Source organism: Streptosporangium nanhuense (assembly GCF_059358815.1).
Window position 1 is genome coordinate 48,908 of the sequence record NZ_JCADBG010000004.1, and the last position, 19,739, is coordinate 68,646.

The 19,739-nt window shown below is 71.5% G+C and carries 17 protein-coding genes and 1 tRNA gene; 8 read left to right on the forward strand and 10 right to left on the reverse strand.

Features of this window, described 5'->3' with window-relative positions:
- The first annotated feature begins 169 nt into the window (after nucleotides 1–169).
- Nucleotides 170–880, forward strand: a complete 711-nt coding sequence (locus AC5L38_RS10145) for a helix-turn-helix domain-containing protein (protein WP_495242500.1) — start codon at nucleotides 170–172, stop codon at nucleotides 878–880.
- Here AC5L38_RS10145 and AC5L38_RS10150 read toward each other — a convergent pair.
- From AC5L38_RS10150 to AC5L38_RS10160, 3 genes are all read right to left on the reverse strand, one after another.
- A complete protein-coding gene (locus AC5L38_RS10150) occupies nucleotides 862–1,440 on the reverse strand; it encodes a dihydrofolate reductase family protein (protein ID WP_495242501.1) in 579 nt (192 codons plus the stop codon). The genes AC5L38_RS10145 and AC5L38_RS10150 overlap by 19 nt on opposite strands.
- Before the next feature lie 686 nt (nucleotides 1,441–2,126).
- Nucleotides 2,127–2,201, reverse strand: a tRNA-Arg gene (locus AC5L38_RS10155).
- Between the two features lie 205 nt (nucleotides 2,202–2,406).
- Nucleotides 2,407–2,826: a C40 family peptidase gene (locus AC5L38_RS10160; protein ID WP_495242502.1), complete on the reverse strand. Its 420-nt coding sequence runs from the start codon at nucleotides 2,824–2,826 to the stop codon at nucleotides 2,407–2,409.
- 774 nt (nucleotides 2,827–3,600) lie between these two features.
- Between AC5L38_RS10160 and AC5L38_RS10165 the strand changes: the two genes are divergently transcribed.
- Nucleotides 3,601–4,602: a serine hydrolase domain-containing protein gene (locus AC5L38_RS10165; protein ID WP_495242503.1), complete on the forward strand. Its 1,002-nt coding sequence runs from the start codon at nucleotides 3,601–3,603 to the stop codon at nucleotides 4,600–4,602.
- 258 nt (nucleotides 4,603–4,860) lie between these two features.
- A complete protein-coding gene (locus AC5L38_RS10170; protein WP_495242785.1) occupies nucleotides 4,861–5,241 on the forward strand; it encodes a response regulator transcription factor in 381 nt (126 codons plus the stop codon).
- 309 nt (nucleotides 5,242–5,550) lie between these two features.
- Here the strand turns inward: AC5L38_RS10170 and AC5L38_RS10175 are convergent, their stop codons facing one another.
- Nucleotides 5,551–6,264, reverse strand: coding sequence for a TetR/AcrR family transcriptional regulator (locus AC5L38_RS10175; RefSeq protein WP_495242504.1), 714 nt, complete (start codon nucleotides 6,262–6,264; stop codon nucleotides 5,551–5,553).
- 265 nt (nucleotides 6,265–6,529) lie between these two features.
- On the opposite strand from AC5L38_RS10175, the gene AC5L38_RS10180 reads away from it, so the two are divergent.
- Nucleotides 6,530–6,952, forward strand: coding sequence for a hypothetical protein (locus tag AC5L38_RS10180; protein ID WP_495242505.1), 423 nt, complete (start codon nucleotides 6,530–6,532; stop codon nucleotides 6,950–6,952).
- A gap of 43 nt (nucleotides 6,953–6,995) precedes the next feature.
- On the opposite strand, the gene AC5L38_RS10185 is transcribed toward AC5L38_RS10180, so the two are convergent.
- A complete protein-coding gene (locus AC5L38_RS10185; protein WP_495242506.1) occupies nucleotides 6,996–9,794 on the reverse strand; it encodes a helix-turn-helix transcriptional regulator in 2,799 nt (932 codons plus the stop codon).
- A 134-nt stretch (nucleotides 9,795–9,928) separates the two neighbouring features.
- Here AC5L38_RS10185 and AC5L38_RS10190 point away from each other — a divergent pair, with 134 nt between their 5' ends.
- Nucleotides 9,929–10,549: a LysE family translocator gene (locus AC5L38_RS10190; RefSeq protein WP_495242507.1), complete on the forward strand. Its 621-nt coding sequence runs from the start codon at nucleotides 9,929–9,931 to the stop codon at nucleotides 10,547–10,549.
- An 86-nt stretch (nucleotides 10,550–10,635) separates the two neighbouring features.
- On the opposite strand, the gene AC5L38_RS10195 is transcribed toward AC5L38_RS10190, so the two are convergent.
- On the reverse strand, nucleotides 10,636–11,382 hold the full coding sequence (locus AC5L38_RS10195) for an alpha/beta fold hydrolase (RefSeq protein WP_495242508.1): 747 nt from the start codon (nucleotides 11,380–11,382) through the stop codon (nucleotides 10,636–10,638).
- Nucleotides 11,383–11,482: 100 nt separating this feature from the next.
- Between AC5L38_RS10195 and AC5L38_RS10200 the strand changes: the two genes are divergently transcribed.
- Nucleotides 11,483–12,037 (forward strand): TetR/AcrR family transcriptional regulator, encoded by a 555-nt coding sequence (locus AC5L38_RS10200; protein ID WP_495242509.1) that lies wholly within the window; start codon nucleotides 11,483–11,485, stop codon nucleotides 12,035–12,037.
- Nucleotides 12,038–12,285: 248 nt separating this feature from the next.
- Here AC5L38_RS10200 and AC5L38_RS10205 read toward each other — a convergent pair whose 3' ends face one another.
- From AC5L38_RS10205 to AC5L38_RS10220, 4 genes are all read right to left on the reverse strand, one after another.
- Nucleotides 12,286–13,497, reverse strand: coding sequence for a hypothetical protein (locus AC5L38_RS10205; RefSeq protein WP_495242510.1), 1,212 nt, complete (start codon nucleotides 13,495–13,497; stop codon nucleotides 12,286–12,288).
- Nucleotides 13,498–13,528: 31 nt separating this feature from the next.
- Nucleotides 13,529–13,915, reverse strand: coding sequence for a Rid family detoxifying hydrolase (locus AC5L38_RS10210; RefSeq protein ID WP_362679598.1), 387 nt, complete (start codon nucleotides 13,913–13,915; stop codon nucleotides 13,529–13,531).
- A 50-nt stretch (nucleotides 13,916–13,965) separates the two neighbouring features.
- On the reverse strand, nucleotides 13,966–15,075 hold the full coding sequence (locus AC5L38_RS10215) for an alanine racemase (RefSeq protein ID WP_495242511.1): 1,110 nt from the start codon (nucleotides 15,073–15,075) through the stop codon (nucleotides 13,966–13,968).
- 191 nt (nucleotides 15,076–15,266) lie between these two features.
- On the reverse strand, nucleotides 15,267–16,790 hold the full coding sequence (locus AC5L38_RS10220) for an N-acyl-D-amino-acid deacylase family protein (RefSeq protein ID WP_495242512.1): 1,524 nt from the start codon (nucleotides 16,788–16,790) through the stop codon (nucleotides 15,267–15,269).
- A 205-nt stretch (nucleotides 16,791–16,995) separates the two neighbouring features.
- Between AC5L38_RS10220 and AC5L38_RS10225 the strand changes: the two genes are divergently transcribed.
- Both AC5L38_RS10225 and AC5L38_RS10230 read left to right on the forward strand, forming a co-directional pair.
- Nucleotides 16,996–18,696: a glycosyl hydrolase family 8 gene (locus AC5L38_RS10225; protein WP_495242513.1), complete on the forward strand. Its 1,701-nt coding sequence runs from the start codon at nucleotides 16,996–16,998 to the stop codon at nucleotides 18,694–18,696.
- 170 nt (nucleotides 18,697–18,866) lie between these two features.
- Nucleotides 18,867–19,634, forward strand: a complete 768-nt coding sequence (locus AC5L38_RS10230) for a hypothetical protein (RefSeq protein ID WP_495242514.1) — start codon at nucleotides 18,867–18,869, stop codon at nucleotides 19,632–19,634.
- The last annotated feature ends 105 nt before the right edge of the window (nucleotides 19,635–19,739 follow it).

Genomic DNA, 19,739 nt, shown 5'->3' on the forward strand with positions numbered 1-19,739 from the left:
CCTGTCGTCACGCTCTGCCCGACCGGCCGGACGCCCGGTCTCCCTGTAACGAACCGGCCTCCGGCACGGTTCCGGCGGTCCGGCATCCATCTGCCCGACCTGGCGAGTGTCGACACACGACGGTCGAAAACGGGATGGAAAGGGAGGGTGCAGCGCGTATCCTTCTTGCGTGCCATTGCGGTTCGAGACACGCGCGTCCGACTCGTCGTGGATCGACACCGTGTGGACCTCCGCGAGCGAGCAGGTCACGGAGATGACCTCCGTCGCGACGGCGTGCTGGGGTCTGGTGTTCTGGCAGCGTGAGGGCACGGCGTACGCGAGCGTTTCCGGCCCCGAGACCAGGACCGGCACCGCACCGGTGCCGGAGGACGCGACCTTCGTCGGTATCGAGTTCGCCGTGGGCACGTCGCTCCGGGCCGTGCCCACGCCAATCCTGGTCGACGGGGGCGCCGATCTCCCCGACACCACGCGCGGCACCTTCCGGCTGGACGGCGTCCGCTGGGAGACGCCCGGCCCCGACGACGCCGAGGCCCTGGTCGACCGTCTTGTCCGCTCCGGAGTCGTGATCCGCGACCCGCTCGTCACCGAGGTACGCCGAGGTCATCGCCCAGCGGTCTCGGAACGCACCGTCGAACGCCGGTTCCGTGCGGCGACCGGCCTCACCCAGGGCGCCGTACGGCAGATCGAACGCGCACGCGAAGCCTCGACCCTCCTGGCCACCGGCGCCCCGATCGCCGATGTCGTCTCCGGGCTCGACTACTTCGACGAGCCGCACCTGGCCCGCGCGCTGCGCCGCTACGTCGGCCGTACGGCGCGACAACTCCGCGAGGGCACCGGCGGTGTGATCGCCCTGAGCCTGGATCAGCTGACGACGTCGTAGATCAGCTTCACGATGCCGTTCGGGTAGGCCGCGGACTCCCGGAGGGTCAGCGTCTGCTTGGCCCTGTCCTCCTTGCTGAACAGGCTCTTGCCCGCTCCGAGCAGCACGGGGAAGACGAGCAGGTTGTACCGGTCGATCAGGCCCGCGTCCGACAGGCGCCGGGCGAGCTCCGCACTCCCGTGGATGAAGATCGCACCGCCCTCGCTCTTCTTGAGCTGGACGATGTCATCGACCGAGCGCAGGATCGTCGTCCGGCCCCACCCCTCGACGAGGGCGTCGTCGGACAGCGTGGTCGAGACCACGTACTTGGGCAGTTCCTTGTAGGCGGCGTGGTCTTCCGAGTCACGCCAGACCGGCGCGAACACCTCGTAACTCCGGCGGCCGAACATCAGCGCCGTCGTGTCCTCAAGCTCCTCGCCCTTGAGCGAGAAGGCCTCGGGCAGGAACTCGATGTCCTCGACCACCCAGCCGCCGCTGCGGTGCCCCTCGTCCGGTCCACCGCCCGGAGAGTCCAGGACGCCGTCGAGCGAGACGAACCCCGTATAGACCAGATCACGCATGTACTTGTTCTCCCCATGGTCAGGCGACGAGGTCGCCGTACAGATCGTTGAGTGGGCCGCGGCGCCATGCCGGCACACCGCGGCAGATCGCTCACGCCCATGCATGCTAGGAAGCGGCCACCGCGGCCGTCTTGTACAGAAACGACTGCGGCACGGCTCCGTTCCGCCGGAACGGGCGAGATTTCCGATCGAGCGCCACGCCAGGTGCCCGGACGACCGCCAAGATCAGAATAACCGCCGCCCAGGGCCGTGACGATCCCATGAGATCCGGTCCGCAGCCGATGGGCGCAGCGGCGGTATCCGTTCCCTGTCGGGGTACGGCTCCTCGTTCCCCGGCAGGGGCGAGTCCGGGTCCTGCCGATGCAGGCGTAGCGCGTGGTCGAACAGAGGGGTCTGGGGTCCGAGCGGTCCGGGCTCGGTCGTCACGCTCACCGGCGGACGGAGGACTCGATTCTTTCGATCATGTTCAAGATGATGCCGGCGCGAACCGGCCATAGGCAACAGAGCACCAGATGACCCAACCCTGCCTCGGACGTCCGGCTTGAGCCGAGCGGGGCGATCATGTCCCACGGCTGCCCCGTGGCGTTCGTCGTCCGGCATCTTCGCCCGTCGCGGAGCGGCAAGGCCGGATCACCGCCATGGCAAGCGAAAGGCCAGCTCAGACGATGTCTGAACTGGCCTTCGGTTGGTGCCCCCTGCAAGATTCGAACTTGCGCTCCCGGCTCCGGAGGCCGGTGCTCTATCCCCTGAGCTAAGGGGGCCAACGCGTGATTACATTACCAGCATCCTGGGGGGAACCGACACTCGGTTAGGGAAGTGAGTGATCTCTGGAGCGGGTCGCGGGCGACGGGAAAGCCGAAGGTGAGAGGTCATCGGGGCAACCGGGTGCCGACGGGGCGGCACGGGCCCGCGCCGCCGGACGGGGGCGGGCCGGTGGACGAGGGCGGGCCGGTGGAACAGGGTGAGTCAGCGCGGGGTGGGGCGGACGGCGCCTCGGTAGCGGGAGAGGTAGTAGGGCGAGGCGGCGAAGTCGGCCGTCCTGACGACGTCGCCGCTCTTGGGGGCGTGGACCATGACACCGTCTTTGACGTAGACGCCCACGTGGGTGGGGTCTCCGCCGCCCCCGCCGAAGAAGACCAGGTCTCCCGGACGGAGCCGGGGGAAGGGCACCCGGCGGCCCTGCCTGAACTGGGCGCCGGTGTAGTGGGTGAGCCTGGCCCCGGCCTTGGCCCAGGCGTGCAGGGCGAGCCCCGAGCAGTCGAAGCCCCCGCCGGTCGGGCCCGTGCTCGAACCGCCGCCCCACACGTATGGCCTGCCGACCTGGCGTAGTGCCGTGACAACCGCGATCCGACCCCGCAGAGCCAGAGCTCTTCCGCGTGAGGACACCGCCTTTCCTCGCGAAGGCGCCGCCCGCCCGCCGGAAAGGGCCTTTCCCCGAGAGGATGCCGCCCCTCGGCCGGAGGGCGCTTTGCGCCCTCCATAGGGGCTCTGCGACCGCCTGGCACCCGCCCGCGAGGGTTCCGGCCGGGAGGAGGGCCGCGAATCTTCCTGCTCCGCCGAGGATGACGAGCCGACCCACACATCCGAGACGTCCGATGGCTCCACCGGCCCGCCCGCTTCTGGATCGGAAGAGTCGAACGCCCACTCATCGGCCGCTTCCGAGGGCCCGGACGGCCGTTCGTCGATCGGGGCCGAGGGCGAGATCGGGAAGCCTCGCGAGGACGTCGATCGGCCGCCGCCCGCGCCCGGAGAGAGCGGAGACCATGGCTCGCAGGCCGCGGCGAGGGCGGCGCGGATCTCCTCCGGCAGCCAGTGAGGGGTGCCGTCCGGTGGAGTGGCCGGGGAGAGGGAGAGGAGGCGACCCCAGGCGTCGCAGGCTTCCTGGGAGAGGCGGGGCGCGGGGAACGGGGAGCTTCCCGCGAGGGCCGCCGAGAGGATGGTGACGGTGACGAGTGCCGTGATCACGCAAGCCCTCCTTGGGCTCGATGAAGGATCGAGGCCCCAGGATCGGCGGAGGGAGATGATCACCAACAAGCCGAACGGAGTTCTGTGAATAACCCCGCCGAATGACATCTCCCTGTGGAAAACCGCGAGTATCCACATCCAGCGGGGGAACCGCGCCACATTGCCGCCAGGATGTGCGTCAACTATGGTTGACGCATGGACGACAGGCGATCAGCGGCCTCGTACGGTGACGGAGAACTCGCGGCGCGGCTTCGTGAGCTCGTGGGTGACCGGCACCCTGTGATCACGGTCGCGACGGTCTCGCCCCAAGGGATGACGGTGGCGAGCGTGGGCGCGCCCCTGAGCGCGGATTTCGAGATCGGCTCGATCTCGAAGGGGGTCACGGGCCTCCTCTACGCCGACGCGCTCGCGCGCGGAGAGATCCGTACGACGTCGACCCTCGGCGAGTTCCTGCGGCTCGACGGGACACCGGTGGCGGGGGTGACGCTGGCGTCGCTCAGCACGCACCGTTCAGGGCTGCCGAGCCTGCCCAGGTCGGCGGCACCGTGGCGGCGGACCCTCGCGCTGTGGCGGCACGGGACGAATCCCTACGGGGAGGACCTCGAACAGCTCCTCGCCCAGGCACAGGGGGTGAGGGTCGGAAAACCGCGGGCTCGATACTCCAACTTCGGGTTCGAGCTGCTCGGCCACGCGATCGCGCGCGCGGCCGGGACGAGCTATCGCGATCTCGTCCACAAGCGGGTCGCCGAGCCCTTGGGGCTCGGCGTGTTCTACACGCCTTCGGACCCGGACGAGCTGCTGCCCGGCGCGGTCATCGGCAGGAGCAGGTCGGGACGGGTACGGCAGCCCTGGACGGGCGAGGCGCTCGGACCGGCGGGCGGCATCCGGGCGTCGATCGAGGACATGGCGCGCCTGACCTCAGCCCTGCTCGACGGCACCGCCCCCGGTGTCACGGCCCTCGACCCCGTGGCGAACCTCTCCGGGCCTGCGGTGCGCGTCGGCGCCGCGTGGATCACCGTCGAGGTGAAGAGGCGTTCCGTCACCTGGCACAACGGCGGCACCGGCGGGTTCCGTACGTGGCTCGGGGTCGACCGCGCGGCGGGCACCGGGGTGGTCGTCATGTCCGCGACCTCGGTCTCGGTGGACCGCCACGGGTTCGACCTGCTGGCCGGGCTCACCGGAGAGGAAGGCCGATGATCATCGGGAACCGGCCGCCCCCGGCCACCGCGACCGGCGTGCATGACCGGCGCGGCCGATGTACGAACCCCCTTCGCTTTCCACGAGAACTCCGGGCTCGGCGGACCCGCCCCCTGGGACGGGCAGGGGCCGGAATTCTCGTGGAAAAGCGAGAAACATCTGTCGCCTGTGGATGACCGTGCGTACACATCTTCGGAAACCCGCGCGGGGGCGGGAGAGAGGAGTTAGCCTCACGCCGTGGGAGAGGTTCTGGGCAGGGTGTTGGTAGTGGATGACGACGACGTCATCCGGCAGCTCATCGCGGTCAACCTGACCCTGGAGGGGTTTCAGGTCGACACGGCCTCCGACGGGCAGGATTGCCTGGACCGGGTGCTGGACGTGATGCCCGATGTCATCACGCTGGACGTCATGATGCCCAGACTGGACGGCTGGATGACCGCCACCAGGCTGCGCAACGACGAGGGGACCCGCCATATCAAGGTGGTCCTGATCACCGCGCGGGCACAGGAGGACGACAAGCGGCGGGGCCTCGGAATCGGGGTCGACGCCTACCTCACGAAACCCTTCGATCCCGCGGAGCTGATCCAGGTCGTCCGCGAGCTGGCCCTGAGCGCGCGCAGCGGCCAGCGTAAAACGTGACCTCGACCGCACACGGCGATCAGCGCGGAACGTGACCTCGCGGAGCCGTTCGGGGCGGCCCCAAGAAGCCGATCAGGGCAACGCCTGACCCGCGAAGCCGATCACGACCGGTCTCCCGCGCCGGGAATCCTGTCCGTACGCGGGCCTGTCATCGGCTCTCCGCACCGCCTCCATCGTGGCCAGGGGTTCACGGCGTTCCTGATCGAACCGGGCAAGAGATCCCTGACGGCCTCGGCGCCCACATGGTCCGCGACAACCGCTACGACCGCCACGACCGCCACGCGAAAAATCCTGCGCCTTCCACGGCCGTCATCCTCCCCCGCCGGAACTCCGGCCGCCCGCCGTGCTGACCACGGCCTCGACCTCCTCGGCCAGCAGGAGACCGGCGTCCATGCCCATGCTGTCGAAGGCGCCGGCGATCTCGAGCGAGACGAGTCCGTGGACGCGTGACCAGCAGAGCACCCCGAGCCGGAGCGCCAACGGGGTGACGTCCGGGGGTGCGCCGATCGCCTGTCCCCATCGCAGCAACGACTCGTCGAGCGGGGTGCCGTCGGCGGGGGACGGCGGTGCGATCTCCTGCAGGGCGATGATCAGCGGGAGCATGCCCTGGTTGACCGCGGCGATCCCCTCGGGGGAATCCCGCGCGGCGGGCGAGCGGTCGGAGAAGAGCATCGCGTATCGGCGCGGAAGGGCCAGCGCCCAGCGCCGCCAGGCCTCGGCGATGAGGGCGATCCTGGATCGGGCGTCCTGTTCCGCCCCGCTCCGCGCGGCCGACGCGACGGTGGATCCGAGGTCGGCGTAGGCGTCGACGACGAGCGCTTCCAGCAGCGCTTCGCGCGAGGGGAAGTAGCGGTAGAGCGCCGGCGGGCTCATGCCCATGGCCTTGCCGACCGACGCGATCGACACGTCGTTCGTCCCGCCGGTGTCGAGGAGTTCGAAGGCGCGCTGCTTGATCTCGTCGATGGTCTGCCGGCGGAGCCGTTCGCGGCGGGTCGGGCCTTGGGTGTTGGCGTTCACGGACACGTCCAGAGTGTAACCCCGTTGCGGTCAATACGAGCAGACGCTACAGTTAATGCTCGTAACAAAAATTACTGGTCGTCGCGAATGGGCTCGCCATCGGCGGTGAGGCTCGGTCCGCGACGGCGACACGGCCGGTGATCGCGGAACGCGGTCAAGCCGTCCGGCGGCCTCGGCGCCGCCGGACGGCGCCTCCCCGGCAGCCGGTCGAGCCCGCATGTCGTGTGGTCGCGGTGTGCCCGTGACACCCCTCTCGATACAAGGAGTTCTCATGACCGTTGGAGCCGACATCTCCACCACCGTCGAGTCCCCGGCCCCCTGGGCGGATCGGATCGGGCGCGCGCTGATGGCCCTCGACGCGGTCGCGACCCTCGTCGCGTTCGCGGGCGGAGTTATGATCATGACCAGCGTGGCCGACGATCGCGTCATCACCGAGGCGTGGCGGACGTTCGCCTACATCGTCTTCGCGGGACTGTGGGCCATCCTCGCCGTCGCACCGCGCCGGCAATGGGGCCTGTGGGAGCTCCTGCTCTTACAGAAGGGCGCGATCACCGTCTACTCCTTCGCGATGTGGAACATGCCCGACGCGCCGCAGACGGCCCTCATCGACCTCGCCGTGACGGTGACGACCGCGGTGGCCTATGTGCTGTGCCGTGGCTGGTACGCATGGCGAACCGGCACCCCGGGCCGATGAGCGGCGGACGGCCCGCCCTCCCGGACACGACGGGATGTGGTGGTCAGAGCAGGCCGTCGCGGTGGGCCACGGCGGCGGCCTGGGTGCGGGAGGAGACGCCCAGCTTGCCCAGGATGTTGGAGACGTGCACGCTCACCGTCTTCTGCGCGATGAACAGCCGCTCGCCGATCTCGCGGTTGGGCAGGCCCTCGGCCACCAGGGCGAGCACCTCCCGCTCGCGGGCCGTGAGCACGGTCGGCGGCGCGGAGGTGAAGCGCGCCCTGCGTCCCAGCTCCGCCAGGGCCTCGCCGAGCGGCTGGGCCCTCAGTGACTCGGCGGCCTCGACGGCGAGCTTCCACTCCTCCAGGGCCGCGGCGCGGTCGCCCTCGACGAGCAGCGCCTCGGCCAGCCGCCACCGCGAGCGCGCGACCTCGTAGACGAACCCGAAGTCGAAGGCTTCGACCACCGCGCGCCACGCCGCGACGTCGAAGCGGCCGTGCGCGCGGTGCCGTTCGGCCTCCGCCCTGGCCAGCCAGGCCAGCCCCTCGGGGCCGAGCGGGCCGCGCCGGACGGAACCGGGGCCGACGGCGGCGGGCACCCTGGCCCGCTCCAGGAACGCGTCGGCCTCGCCGGGGCGTCCCAGGTCCGTCAGCGCCCACAGGGCGGTGCCGCTGAGCCGGATCACGGCGGGGTCGTTGGGAAGCAGGGCGTCGAGCCCGGCGCGGGCGTGTTCGAGCGCGGTCTCGGGGTCGCCGCGCCACAGGGCGTGCTCGGCGGCCAGGCCACGGCTCATGGCGATGACCGTGACGTCGTCGTGCCAGAAGGACTTCAGCCAGGACAGGCGGTCCTCGACCACGGGCAGGCCCCTGGCCACCTCGACGAAGAGCGCGAAGGACGACAGGAGCGCCTCCTGCGGGGTGCCGACGCGGACGGCGAACCCGGAGGCGACCTTCTCCGCCAGGTCCCACTCCCCCGCGACGTAGTGGATCATGAGGCGCAGGAAGCGCAGGTCGGTGCCGAAGGTGCTCCAGTTGAGCCCGCTCTCGCTCGCGAGCCGCAGCCCCCGGTCGGTGGTGACGGCCGCCTCCGCGAGGTCGCCGCTCTCGTACTGGACCCGGGCGTAGGTGTAGATGGCCCGCAGGTCGATGGCGAGGTTGCCCGAGCTCTCGGCGCTCGCGCAGGCGAGCAGGTCCTTGGCCCGGGGAATGTCGTCGGCGAGCGCCGCGAGGGCGGCGAGGGTGATCAGCGCGCTGGTCTCCGCGTCTGCGGCGTCGCTCGCGCGGGCCGTCTCCAGGGCGCGGCGGGCCATCGCCTCGACCTCGTCGTGCCGTTCGGTCCAGTAGAGCGAGCGGGCGTAGGTCGCGAGCGCGCGGGCGCGCACGGGCCCCTCCGGCGCCGCCTCGACGGCCGCGTACGCGGTGGCGATCGCGCCCTCGGCGTCCTCGGTGTCGATGAGGTAGTACGACAGCCGCTCGTTGATCTCGGCGGACGGCGGGAGGCGCCGGAGCTGGGAGATCGCCCGGTGGTTGTCACCGCTGTCGGCCGCCGCGGCGGCGCTGCGCGCGGCGAGGCCGACGTGGTCGATCCCGGCCAGCCGCTCGGCGTCCGGGACGCGGTCCCAGAGCCCGAGCGCCCGGTCGAAGTGGCGGTGCGCCTCGGCGGGAGCCCCCAGCCGCTCGGCCCTGCGCCCGGCCTCCACGGACGCGGCCAGCGCCCCGGGCAGGTCGTGACCCGCCAGGTAGTGGTGGGCGAGCTCGGCCGCCGCCCCTCCCCGGGCGGTCAGCAGGCGGGCGAACTCGGCGTGCATCCTGGTCCGCTCGCCGGGCAGCAGGTCGTTGTAGACGACCTCCTGGAGAAGCGCGTGCCGGAAGGCGTAGCCGTACTCCCCGTCGGGGCGGAGCAGGCCGCGCGAGACGATCTCCCGCATGCCCTCCTCGAAGGCCAGGTCGTCGAGGCCGGAGGCCTGCTGGAGCAGGTCGTGGTCGGCCCGGCGGCCCGCGACGGCCGCGCCGCCGAGCACCCGCTGTGCGTGGTCGGAGAGCAGCTCCGCCCGGGAGAGCAGCAGGCCGGCCAGGCCGTCGGGGATCGAGGAGCCCTCGGAGGCGGCGTCCAGCAGCTCCTGGGCGTAGAAGGGATTGCCCTCGGCCCGGTCGACGACCTTCCGCATCACACCGGCGTCGGTGCCGCCGAGCGTGGCCAGGTAGTCGGTCATCTCGTGACGGTCGAGAGGCTCCAGCTCCACCGGCGTCACCGAGGGGAGACGCTTGAGCTCGGCGAGGACCCGGCGCAGCGGGTGGCGGCGGTGGAGGTCGTCGGTGCGGTAGGTGCCGACGAGGCAGACGCGCTCGGTCTGCAGCATCCGGCTGAGGAAGATCAGCAGGTCGCGGGTGGACTGGTCGGCCCAGTGCAGATCCTCGAGGACCAGCAGCACGGGCCGCGTGGACAGGAAGCCGAGCACCGAGCCGAAGAGCTGCTGCTGCGTCAGGCCCGACGCGCTCTCCCCGCCGGAGTCGGTGCCGCCGGGCAGCAGCCTGCCGAGGACCGGCCGCGCGTCGAGCGCCGCGCGCAGCTCCCCGCGCGCCGAGCGCAGGGCGTCGGCGAGCGGGAGGTACGGAAGGGCGTCGCCGAGTTCGGCGCACTGGCCGACGAGCACGGCGAACCCGGCGGCCTCGGCCCGCTCGGCCAGCTCGGTGATCAGGCGGGTCTTCCCGATGCCCGCGTCGCCCCCCACGAGGGCCACCCCCGCCTGCCCCGTGGCCGCGGTGTCGAGCACGGCGGCCAGGCGATCGAGCTCCGCCGATCGCCCGATCAGAACGCTCCGCGTGCTTCTCCACCCCACGTCGGCGAGTATCGCACGGGGCACCGACGGAATCGACATTCCAGCAGCAGGCCCCCATTGGTACCCCAGAAGGGAACGAACACGGACCGATTGGTACACCAAAGGACCCGCGCAATGGTCCTGACGACGAGGACCGGGACGACCCTAGGCTCGGGGGCATGATCTCCCCGTCCACACTGCTGATCTTCTCGCTCGCCTCGCTGGCGCTGGTCCTGGTACCGGGCCCGAACCACGTCTACATCATCACCCGCGCCGTCTCGCAGGGCCGCGCCGCCGGCGTGGCGAGCGCGTGCGGCGTCGAGGTGGGCACGATGGTGCACATCGCCGCGGCGGCCGCCGGCCTGTCGTACGTGATCGCGCGGTCGGCGACCCTGTTCAACGTGATCAAGTGGGCCGGCGTGGCCTACCTGGTCTATCTGGGCATCCGGGCGCTGACGAGCAGGCAGGAGTTCACGAGCGGGGAGGCCCCGCCGCAGCCGCTCCGGTCGATCTTCTTCGAGGGCGTGGTCGTCAACGTGCTCAACCCCAAGGTGATCCTCTTCTTCCTCGCGTTCCTGCCCCAGTTCGTGGTGCCCGAGGCGGGCGCGGTGCCGCTGCAGATCGCCGTCCTGGGCGGAATCCTGCTGCTCCTGGGCCTGCTCTCCGACCTGATCTACGCCATGGCCGCGGGCGCCGTCGGCGGGCGGCTGAGGAGCAGGGCCCCCCTGATCGGCCGGGCCAGCGGGATCGTCTACCTGGGCCTGGGCGTCGCGACCGCCCTCTCCGGCCGCTCCACCTGACCCGGCCGCTCCGCCCGGACGTACGGGCAGCGGCGGCCCGTCTAGACGCTCGGGTTCGCCTGGGCGTACGGGAGGCGGCGGCCCCTCTAGACGCGCGGGTCCGCCTGGGCGTACGGGAGGCGGTCCGCCTGGTCGCACAGGTCGCCCACCAGCCTGGCCAGCGGTCCCGGGGCCGCCATCACGCCCAGGTGCCCCCGGCGGGGAACGAGGATCAGCCGCCCGTTCCGGCAGGCGCGCAGGAAGTCGCGTTCGTGCACCCGGAACGGGTCCCGGGTGCCGTTGACCAGCCACACGCGCCCCGGGTACGCGGCCAGCGCGGCGAGCTGGTCGTGACCGGCGACGGCGTCGACGACCTGGGGCATCACCTCGCAGAAGAGCCCTCCCGCCACCATCGCCTCCCCGACAGGACCCGGCAGGAGGCGGCGGAGGCCGTAGGCGCTGATCCGGTTCGCGAGCGAAGGGTTCCGCGCGGCGAGCGAGGCGGCGAACCGGTGGGGCCCGGCCGCCGAGCCGAGGGCGGTGCATCCGACGGCCATCAGCCCGGCCACCCGCTCGGGGAAGCGCTCGGCGACGGCGATGCCGACGTATCCGCCGAGGGAGAGCCCCGCCACGAGAGCCCGGCCGCCCAGCGCGTCGACGGCGTCCGCGACCGCCGAGGCCGCCGCGTCCATCGTGAACGGCTCGCCCGCGCGGGTGCCGTGGCCGGGCAGGTCCACGGCCGTCACCGGGCGGCCGAGATGGGAGAGGTGGGAGACGACGGGGTCCCACATGGTCGCGCTGAGCCGGATGCCGTGGATGAGAACGACGGGGAGCGCAGGGAGCGCAGGGAGCACAGCACGCCTCCAGAGGGTCGTCCTGGTTGGAGGGGTACTCCGGCCAGGGCACTGCCTCGATTAAAACACAACGCACCGTTGCGTTGCTATAGTTGCCCGCATGGCACCGCGCAAGGAACAGCAGATCTTCCAGGCGACGCTCGAACTGCTCGCCGCCAAGGGCTACGAGGGTCTGACGGTGGAGGGCGTGGCCGAGCGCTCGGGCGTCAACAAGACCACGATCTACCGGTGGTGGCCGTCGAAGCCGGCACTGCTGGCCGCCGCCCTGGTGGAGGCCGACCTGCTCGCGGTGGAACCGCCGGACACCGGCGGCCTCAGGGGGGATCTGGAGGCACTGGTCCGCGGGATGACCACCCTGCTCACCCGCCCTCCCGCCGCGGACGTCGCGGTGGCGGCCCTCGGCGCCGCCGTCCACCATCCCGAGCTGGCCGAGGCGGCCCGGCACTTCTTCGCCGACCGGTTCGCGCGGGAGGAGGCCGTCTTCGAGCGCGCGCGACGGCGTGGCGAGCTGTCCGCGGCGGCCGACCCCATGCTGATCGTCGACCTGCTCGCCGGAGCGGTCTGGCTGCGCGCGGTCTTCCGCGGCCTGCCCCTCGACGACGACTTCGCCGCCCACGCCGTGAGCACCGTCCTGGACGGCGCGCTCGCCCCCTGACGACCTCGCCCCGCCAGCAGACCGAGGCCCGCTGATCGGCCCGGACCTGCTGGTCACCCCGGACTCGCTGGTCGACCCGGGCCCGCTGGTCGGCCCGGACCCGCTGGTCGCCCCGGACTCGCTGGTCGCCCTGGACTCGCTGATCGGCCCGAACCCGCTGGTCGACCCGGGCCCGCTGGTCGGCCTCGGCTCACGGATCGGTTCCGGTCCGTCCGGCCGTTGACCGGTCCCGCGAGACCGGGCCGGCGTCAGGCGGAGAGGGCGCCCGGGATGCGGTCCAGGATCGGGTAGGGCATCAGCCCGTACGCGTAGAAGTCGACCGCGTCCGCGCCCGAGGCCCGCACGGCGCGGACCTTGGCGGCGAGGCGGTCCGCCGAGTCGGTGTCGGGAAGGCCCGGCCGCAGGACGACCCGCAGCTCCTTGTCCTTGCCCGTCGAGCGCCGGTAGGCGACCACGTCGTCGGCGACCCTGGCCGCGTCGCGGGCGTAGGCGAGCACGCCCAGCGAGGGCACCAGGTCCCCGAGGGCGACCAGGTCGACGCCGAGCTGCCAGGAGTCGTGCGCGGCGAGCCCCGGCGAGGGCAGGCCGTCGGTGTAGCCCTTGACGGCGCCGGTGGCGTCGAGGAAGACGAGGCGCGAGCCCTCGTCGGTGACGGCGGTGGAGACCTCGGAGACCAGCGAGGTCACCACCTCCGAGCGGGCCCGCGCGTAGGCGACCACCTCGGGCCCGGCGTACGCGGTCAGGGCCGCGCGGGTCACCTCGCCCTGGGCGGGAGGGTCGCCGTCGAGCACCGCGCCCACGATCCTGGAACACTCCTCGCGCGCCACCTCGGCGTTGACGCCCAGGTCGGCGGCGCGGCGCATGCAGAAGCCGCAGAAGCACAGGCCGAGCAGGAAGGCGTCCATCGGCCCGAGCGGGACGAAGCTGCGCTCGTGGTGGTAGCCGTGGCCGAACGTGCCGAAGTGCAGCGCCTCGGCCACCACGCTGTCGACGCCCTGCCTGGCCACCGCCCGGCCCAGCGCGACCGCGTACAGGCGCACGTCGGGGTGGGAGGGACACAGGTCGGCGGGCGAGCCGCGGTCGCCGAAGCAGTTGCGCACGGTCACGTCGGGGTCGGCCAGGCCGAGGGTGGTGTTCTGCAGGAAGACGGTCCAGCCGTGCAGCGCGAGCCCGCGTTCGGCGGTGGCCCGGCGCAGGGCGGCCAGCGGCTCGTCCTCCGCGCCGTTCTGGACGGGCGGGACGAGCCGCAGGCCGTCGAACAGGTCGGCGGGCGGCGTGAAGTGCGCGCCGTCGCTGCGGAGCGTCACCCGGGAGCGGCCGTGCGGGGTGACGTCACGGGCACGGTGGTAGGCCGCGGCCACGGTCACGCCCGTCACGCCGTACCCGGTGATCCGGTCGAGGACCGCATCGAGGCCCTCCCCGCGTACGTCCTCGACGTAGACGTATAGCGAGCTGTCCAAGCCGCCGCCCTCCCATGAAGTCGGTCAGACTCTAACGCGGCTTGTAGGCCACGAAGTCGATCTCGACGAGGATGTCCATCAGGTCGGAGCCGACCGTCGTGCGGACCGGGTACGGGCGGGTGAAATACGACTTGTACACCTCGTTGTAGGCGGCGAAGTCACGCTTGAGGTGCTCCAGGTGCACGGTCGACTTCACCACGTCGTCGAAGCCGAGCCCGTGCGCCGCGAGGATCGCGCCGAGGTTGCGCATCACCTGGTGGGTCTGCTCGGCCACGTCGGTCCCGACGACCTCGCCGGTCTCGGGGCTCAGCGGTCCCATGCCCGAGGTGTAGACGAAGTCGCCGACCACGAGGCCCTGCGAGTACGCCCCGACGGGCGCCGCGCCCTCGTCGGTCCTCAGCTCCTGCTTGTCGCTCATCTCACCAATCCTCAACAACGGAAGAACCTCAGCAACGGAAGAACAAGAAATCAGAAGAAGGTGTTTATCAGATCGACGACGACATACTCCTCGTCGACCACCGGAATGACCCGCCACTTGTCGAAGGCGGTGCACGGGTGGGAGATGCCGAACGACACCAGGTCCCCCGGCGCCACCGGCGAGCCCGGCGCCAGCCGCAGGACCGCGTGCTGGTCCTGGACCTTGAGCACCGTCGCGTCCGCGACGGCCCCGCGCGGGATCGGCAGCCCCTCGTCGAAGGGCGCGTCGCGCTTGCCGAAGCCGACGACGGCCAGACCGGGCTCGGGGACGCTCAGCACGTGCGCCCAGATCTCCAGCGCCGCGCGCAGCTCCCCGTCGATCCGGGTGTACGGGGTGCGCTCGCGGTAGTAGCCGTCGTCGTGGGAGACGTAGGCGCCGCTGCGCAGCATCACCCTGGCCTGGCAGGCGGCGAGCTCGCGGCCGATCACGTCGAACCACTGGCTGCCGCCCACCGACAGGATCGGGTCGCGCACCCGCAGGTGCTCCAGCGCCTCCAGCAGCCGGCGCAGGTAGGCCCGCACCTCCGCGGCCGAGCCCAGCGAACCCTCGTACCCGGCGACGCCCGCCAGCTCCACGCCCTCGGCGGCCTGCGCCGCCGAGGTGACCTCCAGCAGCTGGGCGAGGGTCCGGCTGCCGCCCCGCCCGCCCTCGTGGCCGAGCTCGGCCAGCACGCGGAACGGCCTGGGCCCGGCGTGCCGGGAGAGCGCCTCGACCCCGGCCGTCGAGTCGACGAAGCAGAGGAACTCGAACGCGGGATCCTCGGCCAGCTGGGCGGCGATCGCGGCCAGCCCGGCCGGGTCGAAGACCTGGTTGGCGAGGACGATCCGCGAGACGCCGAACTCGCGCAGGGTGAGCGCCTGGCTGGGGGTGGCGACCGTCAGCCCCCACGCGCCCGCGTCGAGCTGCGCCCTGACGAGTTCGGGCGACATGGTGGTCTTGGCGTGCGGGGCGAAGGTGAGCCCGTACTCCCGGGTGAAGGTCGCGAGGGTGGCGATGTTGTGCTCCAGCGCGCTGCGGTGGGCCACCATCACGGGGAAGGTGAACGCCCCGCCGAACAGCGAGGCCCCCAGCGCCGCCCCGGAATCCACGATCCCCTTCACGTGCCGTCCCCCTCCGGTCGCCTCGGCGGACCCGCCGGCTCACCGGCCACCGGATCCGGGCGCGGAGGATCACGTCCCCCTTGGCCGCCCTGAGGACCCTATCCTCACGGCGGCCTCTCCAGGGCCGTGCCCTCGGGGCCTCCAAGGGACCATCGGAGCTTCTCAAGAGACCACCGGGGCTTCTTGAGGGATCAGGGGCGCAGCGCCCTGCCGGGGGTGGCGCCGGTGAGCTCTCTTCCGGCGAGGACCGGGACGCCGGAGACGAGGACGTCGCCGATCCCGGTGGCCGGGGTGCGCGGGACGGCGTACGTGGCCAGGTCGGCGACCGCGGTGGCGTCGAGGACGGCCAGGTCGGCGACCTGCCCCGGGCGGACGAGACCCCGCCCCTCGAGACCGAAGCGGCGGGCCGGGTGCGAGGAGAGGTGGACGACGGCCTGCTCCAGGGTCCAGTCGCCGGTCTCGCGGACGTGGTGGCCGAGCATCCTGGCGAACGCCCCGTAGCCCCGGGGATGGGGGTGGCCGCCCACGTAGATGCCGTCGGAGCCGCCGGTGTGGGCCGGGTGGCGCAGGACCGCGCGGACCGACGCCTCGCCCTCGGGGCCCTCGTCGGGGCGGGCCGACACGCATCCGGCCTCCAGCCGGGTGTCGATCAGGATCCTGCGGCAGAACTCCCCCGGCTCCAGCCCGGCCTCGGCGGCGGCGTCGGGCAGCGTCATCCCCTCGGCCCACTCGGCGCCGGGCACGTGGGAGAAGGTGATCCTCGGCCAGAGCGTCTCGTCCCATTCGATCGGCTCTGACTCCAGCAGCTCCAGCGCGCGGACGGTGTCGGCGGCCGGGATCCACGAGGGCAGCGCGACCATCGCCAGGATCGTGCTGCCCCGCAGGTAGGGATAGGTGTCGAAGGTGATGTCGATCCCCGTGATCCGGGCCTCGTCGACCAGCGGCAGGAGCGTGGTGGCCGGGCCGTGATAGTGCGAGACGTGCACGGCGGCGCCCGAGCGCCGGGCGATGTCCATCACCTCGGCCATCCCTCCGGGGGCCGCGGCCCCGTACCCGCGCATGTGCGTGACGTACGGCAGGTGGTCCAGCGGCGCGCAGAGCGCGGCGATCTCGGCGGCGTCGGCGTAGCGGCCCGGGGCGTACTCGAGCCCGGTGGAGAGGCCGGAGGCACCCTCCGACAGGCCGCGCTCGACGCGGGCCAGCATCGCGGCCAGCTCGTCGGCGGTGGCGGCCCGCTCGGCGGCGCCCATCACGTCGTGGCGGATCGTGCCGTGCGGCAGCAGGTACGCGGTGTTCAGCGCGGTCGCCCGGTCGTAGCCCGCGAGCAGCTCCCCGACGCCGATCGGCCCGTCCGCCGAGGGGTGGACGCCGTTGACGGCCGCGAAGTAGCGGGTGGCGTAGGCGAAGGTCTCCGGGGTGGTGGAGGGGGCGAAGGAGAGCCCGTCCTGGCCGAGGACGAACGTGGTCACCCCCTGGCGGAGCGCGGCGAGCTGCACCTCCTTGTCGAGGACGAGGGCGTCGCCGTGGGCGTGGCAGTCGACGAGGCCGGGCATGACGTGGCGCCCGGCGGCCTCGACGACGATCGTGGCGTCCGCGCCCTCCAGGCGGCCCACGGCGGTGATCCTGTCACCGTTGACACCGACGTCGGCCCGATGGGCCGGGGCTCCGGTGCCGTCGAGCACCCAGCCACCCCTGATCAATACATCGAACGACATGTCGGGATTCAATCACTCGGATGGTCTTCGCCACATCCAGCGCGCACCTTCGTTCTGCCTGCCCACGTCCTGGATTTCCCCTCGATCGTGGACCGGGGGAATTTGGGCCCCCCACACCCCTTGACCGTAATGTGTCAAAGGTGGTGCCATCTTTCCCTAGTTAGGAATCTTTCCTAACTAGATGATCGCAGAGAGGGCACCCCCTGTGCATGCGAGACCGCGTCTCCACCGCCCCTCGACCGTCCTGGCCCTGGCAACGGCGTCGGCACTGATCGCATCGGTGTTCGTGCTGGCGGCCCCGCCCGGCTTCGCCGCCGACTCCCTGCTCTCCCAGGGCCGCCCGGCCACCTCCTCCTCCGACGAGGACTCCACGCTGCCGCCCGCCGCCGCCTTCGACGGGAACACCGGCACCCGCTGGGCCTCCGCCGAGGGCCACGACCCCGAGTGGATCCGCGTCGACCTCGGCGCCTCCGCCACCATCTCCCGGGTCAAGCTGACCTGGGAGGCCGCGTACGGGAAGTCGTACCGCGTCGAGGTCTCGCCCGACGGCTCCAGCTGGACCCCCGCCTACTCGACCACCACCGGCGACGGCGGCGTCGACGACCTGTCCCTGTCCGGCACCGGCCGCTACGTGCGGATGTACGGGACCGCGCGGGGCACCTCCTACGGCTACTCGCTGTACGAGATGGAGGTCTACGGCAGCACCGGCGGCACGACCCCGACCCCCACGCCGACGGTCACCCCGACCCCCGGGGGCCCCGGCGTGCCGTTCGGCTCCCACAAGATCCCCTACGCGTCCGGGATCCTGCGCCCGACCGGCGCGCAGGCGACGCTCGACCAGAAGGTGATCGACTACTACCAGCGCTGGAAGGCCGCGTTCGTCAAGCAGAACTGCGGCAACGGCTGGTACCAGATCATCTCCCCCGACGCCGACCACCCGTACGTGGCCGAGGCGCAGGGCTACGGCATGGTCATCACCGCCACGATGGCCGGGGCCGACCCCGACGCGAAGAAGATCTTCGACGGCCTGGTGAAGTACGTCCTGGCCCACCCCTCGTCGATCACCCCCGGCCTGCTCGCCGCCGAGCAGAACACCGCCTGCCAGAGCGTCAACGGCGGCGACTCCGCCACCGACGGCGACCTGGACGTGGCCTACGGCCTGCTGCTCGCCGACCGGCAGTGGGGCAGCTCGGGCACCTACAACTACAGGCAGCTCGCGATCAACCACATCAACGCCATCAAGGCCGGCGAGGTCAACGCGACCACCAAGCTGATGAAGCTCGGCGACTGGAGCAGCGCGGGCGACCAGTACTACTGGATCAGCCGCTCCTCGGACTGGATGATCGACCACTTCAGGGCGTTCCGTAAGGCCACCGGCGACACGACCTGGGACACCGTCCGCACCAACCACCAGAACCTGATCGCCTCCCAGCAGTCGGCCTACGCCCCGAACACGGGCCTGCTGGCCGACTTCGTGGTCGACACCAACACCACCCCGAAGCCCGCGCCGGGCGAGGTGCTGGAGTCCGCCAACGACGGCAAGTTCTGGTGGAACGCCTGCCGCGACCCGTGGCGGATCGGCAACGACGCGGTGACCAGCGGCGACGCCAAGTCGCTCGCCGCCGCGCGCAAGCTCAACACCTGGATCAAGGGCAAGACCGGCGGCAACCCGAACAACATCGCGATCGGCTACGCCCTCAACGGCACCCAGATCTCCAGTGGCAGCGCACCGGCCCACTTCGCCCCGTTCGCGGTGGCGGCGATGACCGACTCCGGCAGCCAGGCCTGGCTGGACGCCCTGTGGAACAAGATGCTCAACACCCCGTTCACCGCCAACGACTACTACTCGACCAGCGTCCAGCTCCAGGTCATGATCACCGTGACCGGCAACCACTGGGTGCCCTGACCCTCACCTGAACCAACGCGGCCCCCGCGCTCGGGGCGGGGGCCGCGTCCAGGCCGACGGACCGGGACAGGGAAGTCGGAAGTGGAACCGGTGACCGCCGTTCCTCGTTGATCACATGGAAACCCCCCCCCGAGATTCGAGAGAATTTGTTCCCAGGCATTCTCCGACCGTTGTGCACGGCCCTCGCCGCCGTCCTGTTGACCGGCTGCACGTTCGATCAACCGGTGCTCTTCCCCGTGCGGACGACCTCCGAGCCACCGGACCTCACAGAGGACACGGAGGACACAGAGGACACAGAGGACACGGATGAGCCGGAGGACGTCATCGAACCGGAGGAGGAGCCGTCGTACATAGTGATCTGCGTCAGGAAGCGAACACGGATTCGCGTGACCTATCGTCCGTGTGACGACGCCGAATCCAGATATGCCTGGTATTTCATACCGGCAGAGGCGAGAGTTTCGGCCACCGGCGAGAAGGTGAAGGGTGGCTCCTTCAGGGACCCGGGTTACGAGGGCAGCCGTGCCCGCGCCCGTGGAGGTCTCGGCTTCGAGGCGGCCATCTCCCACAAGGAGCGGGTCGAGGTGTGCGTGAGGCGGAGTACGCGCATCAGGGCGGCGGACAGCAGGTGCGACGACTTCGAGAAAGGTCTCGCCTGGTACCGCATTCCCCTCGACGGCCACGTCCCCGCGCTGGGCGGGAAGGCCGAGGGCGGCTCTTTCTACTCCACCGGCACCGAAGAGCTCCGGGCGAGCGAGAAGGGCGGTGCGGCGGCCAAGGCCGTCATCGAACCCGACGAGCCGAACAACCTCACCCCCACGAGGGCACCTCGCTGCACCTGGACGGTCAACGGAAGGTGCGCCAGTTCGACCACCGGCTGTGGCCACGGATTCTGCGGGCACAACGGAGGTCATCCCGGCATGGTCCCCATGAGACCTTGATCGATCCTGTCAGGAGCGCACAGGCGTTCCCGGCCCAAAGGGTTGAGAGCCCAGATACGCGACGTCGAGAGGACCGCGTTCGCCCAGCGCCGGGCACCTGCCGGA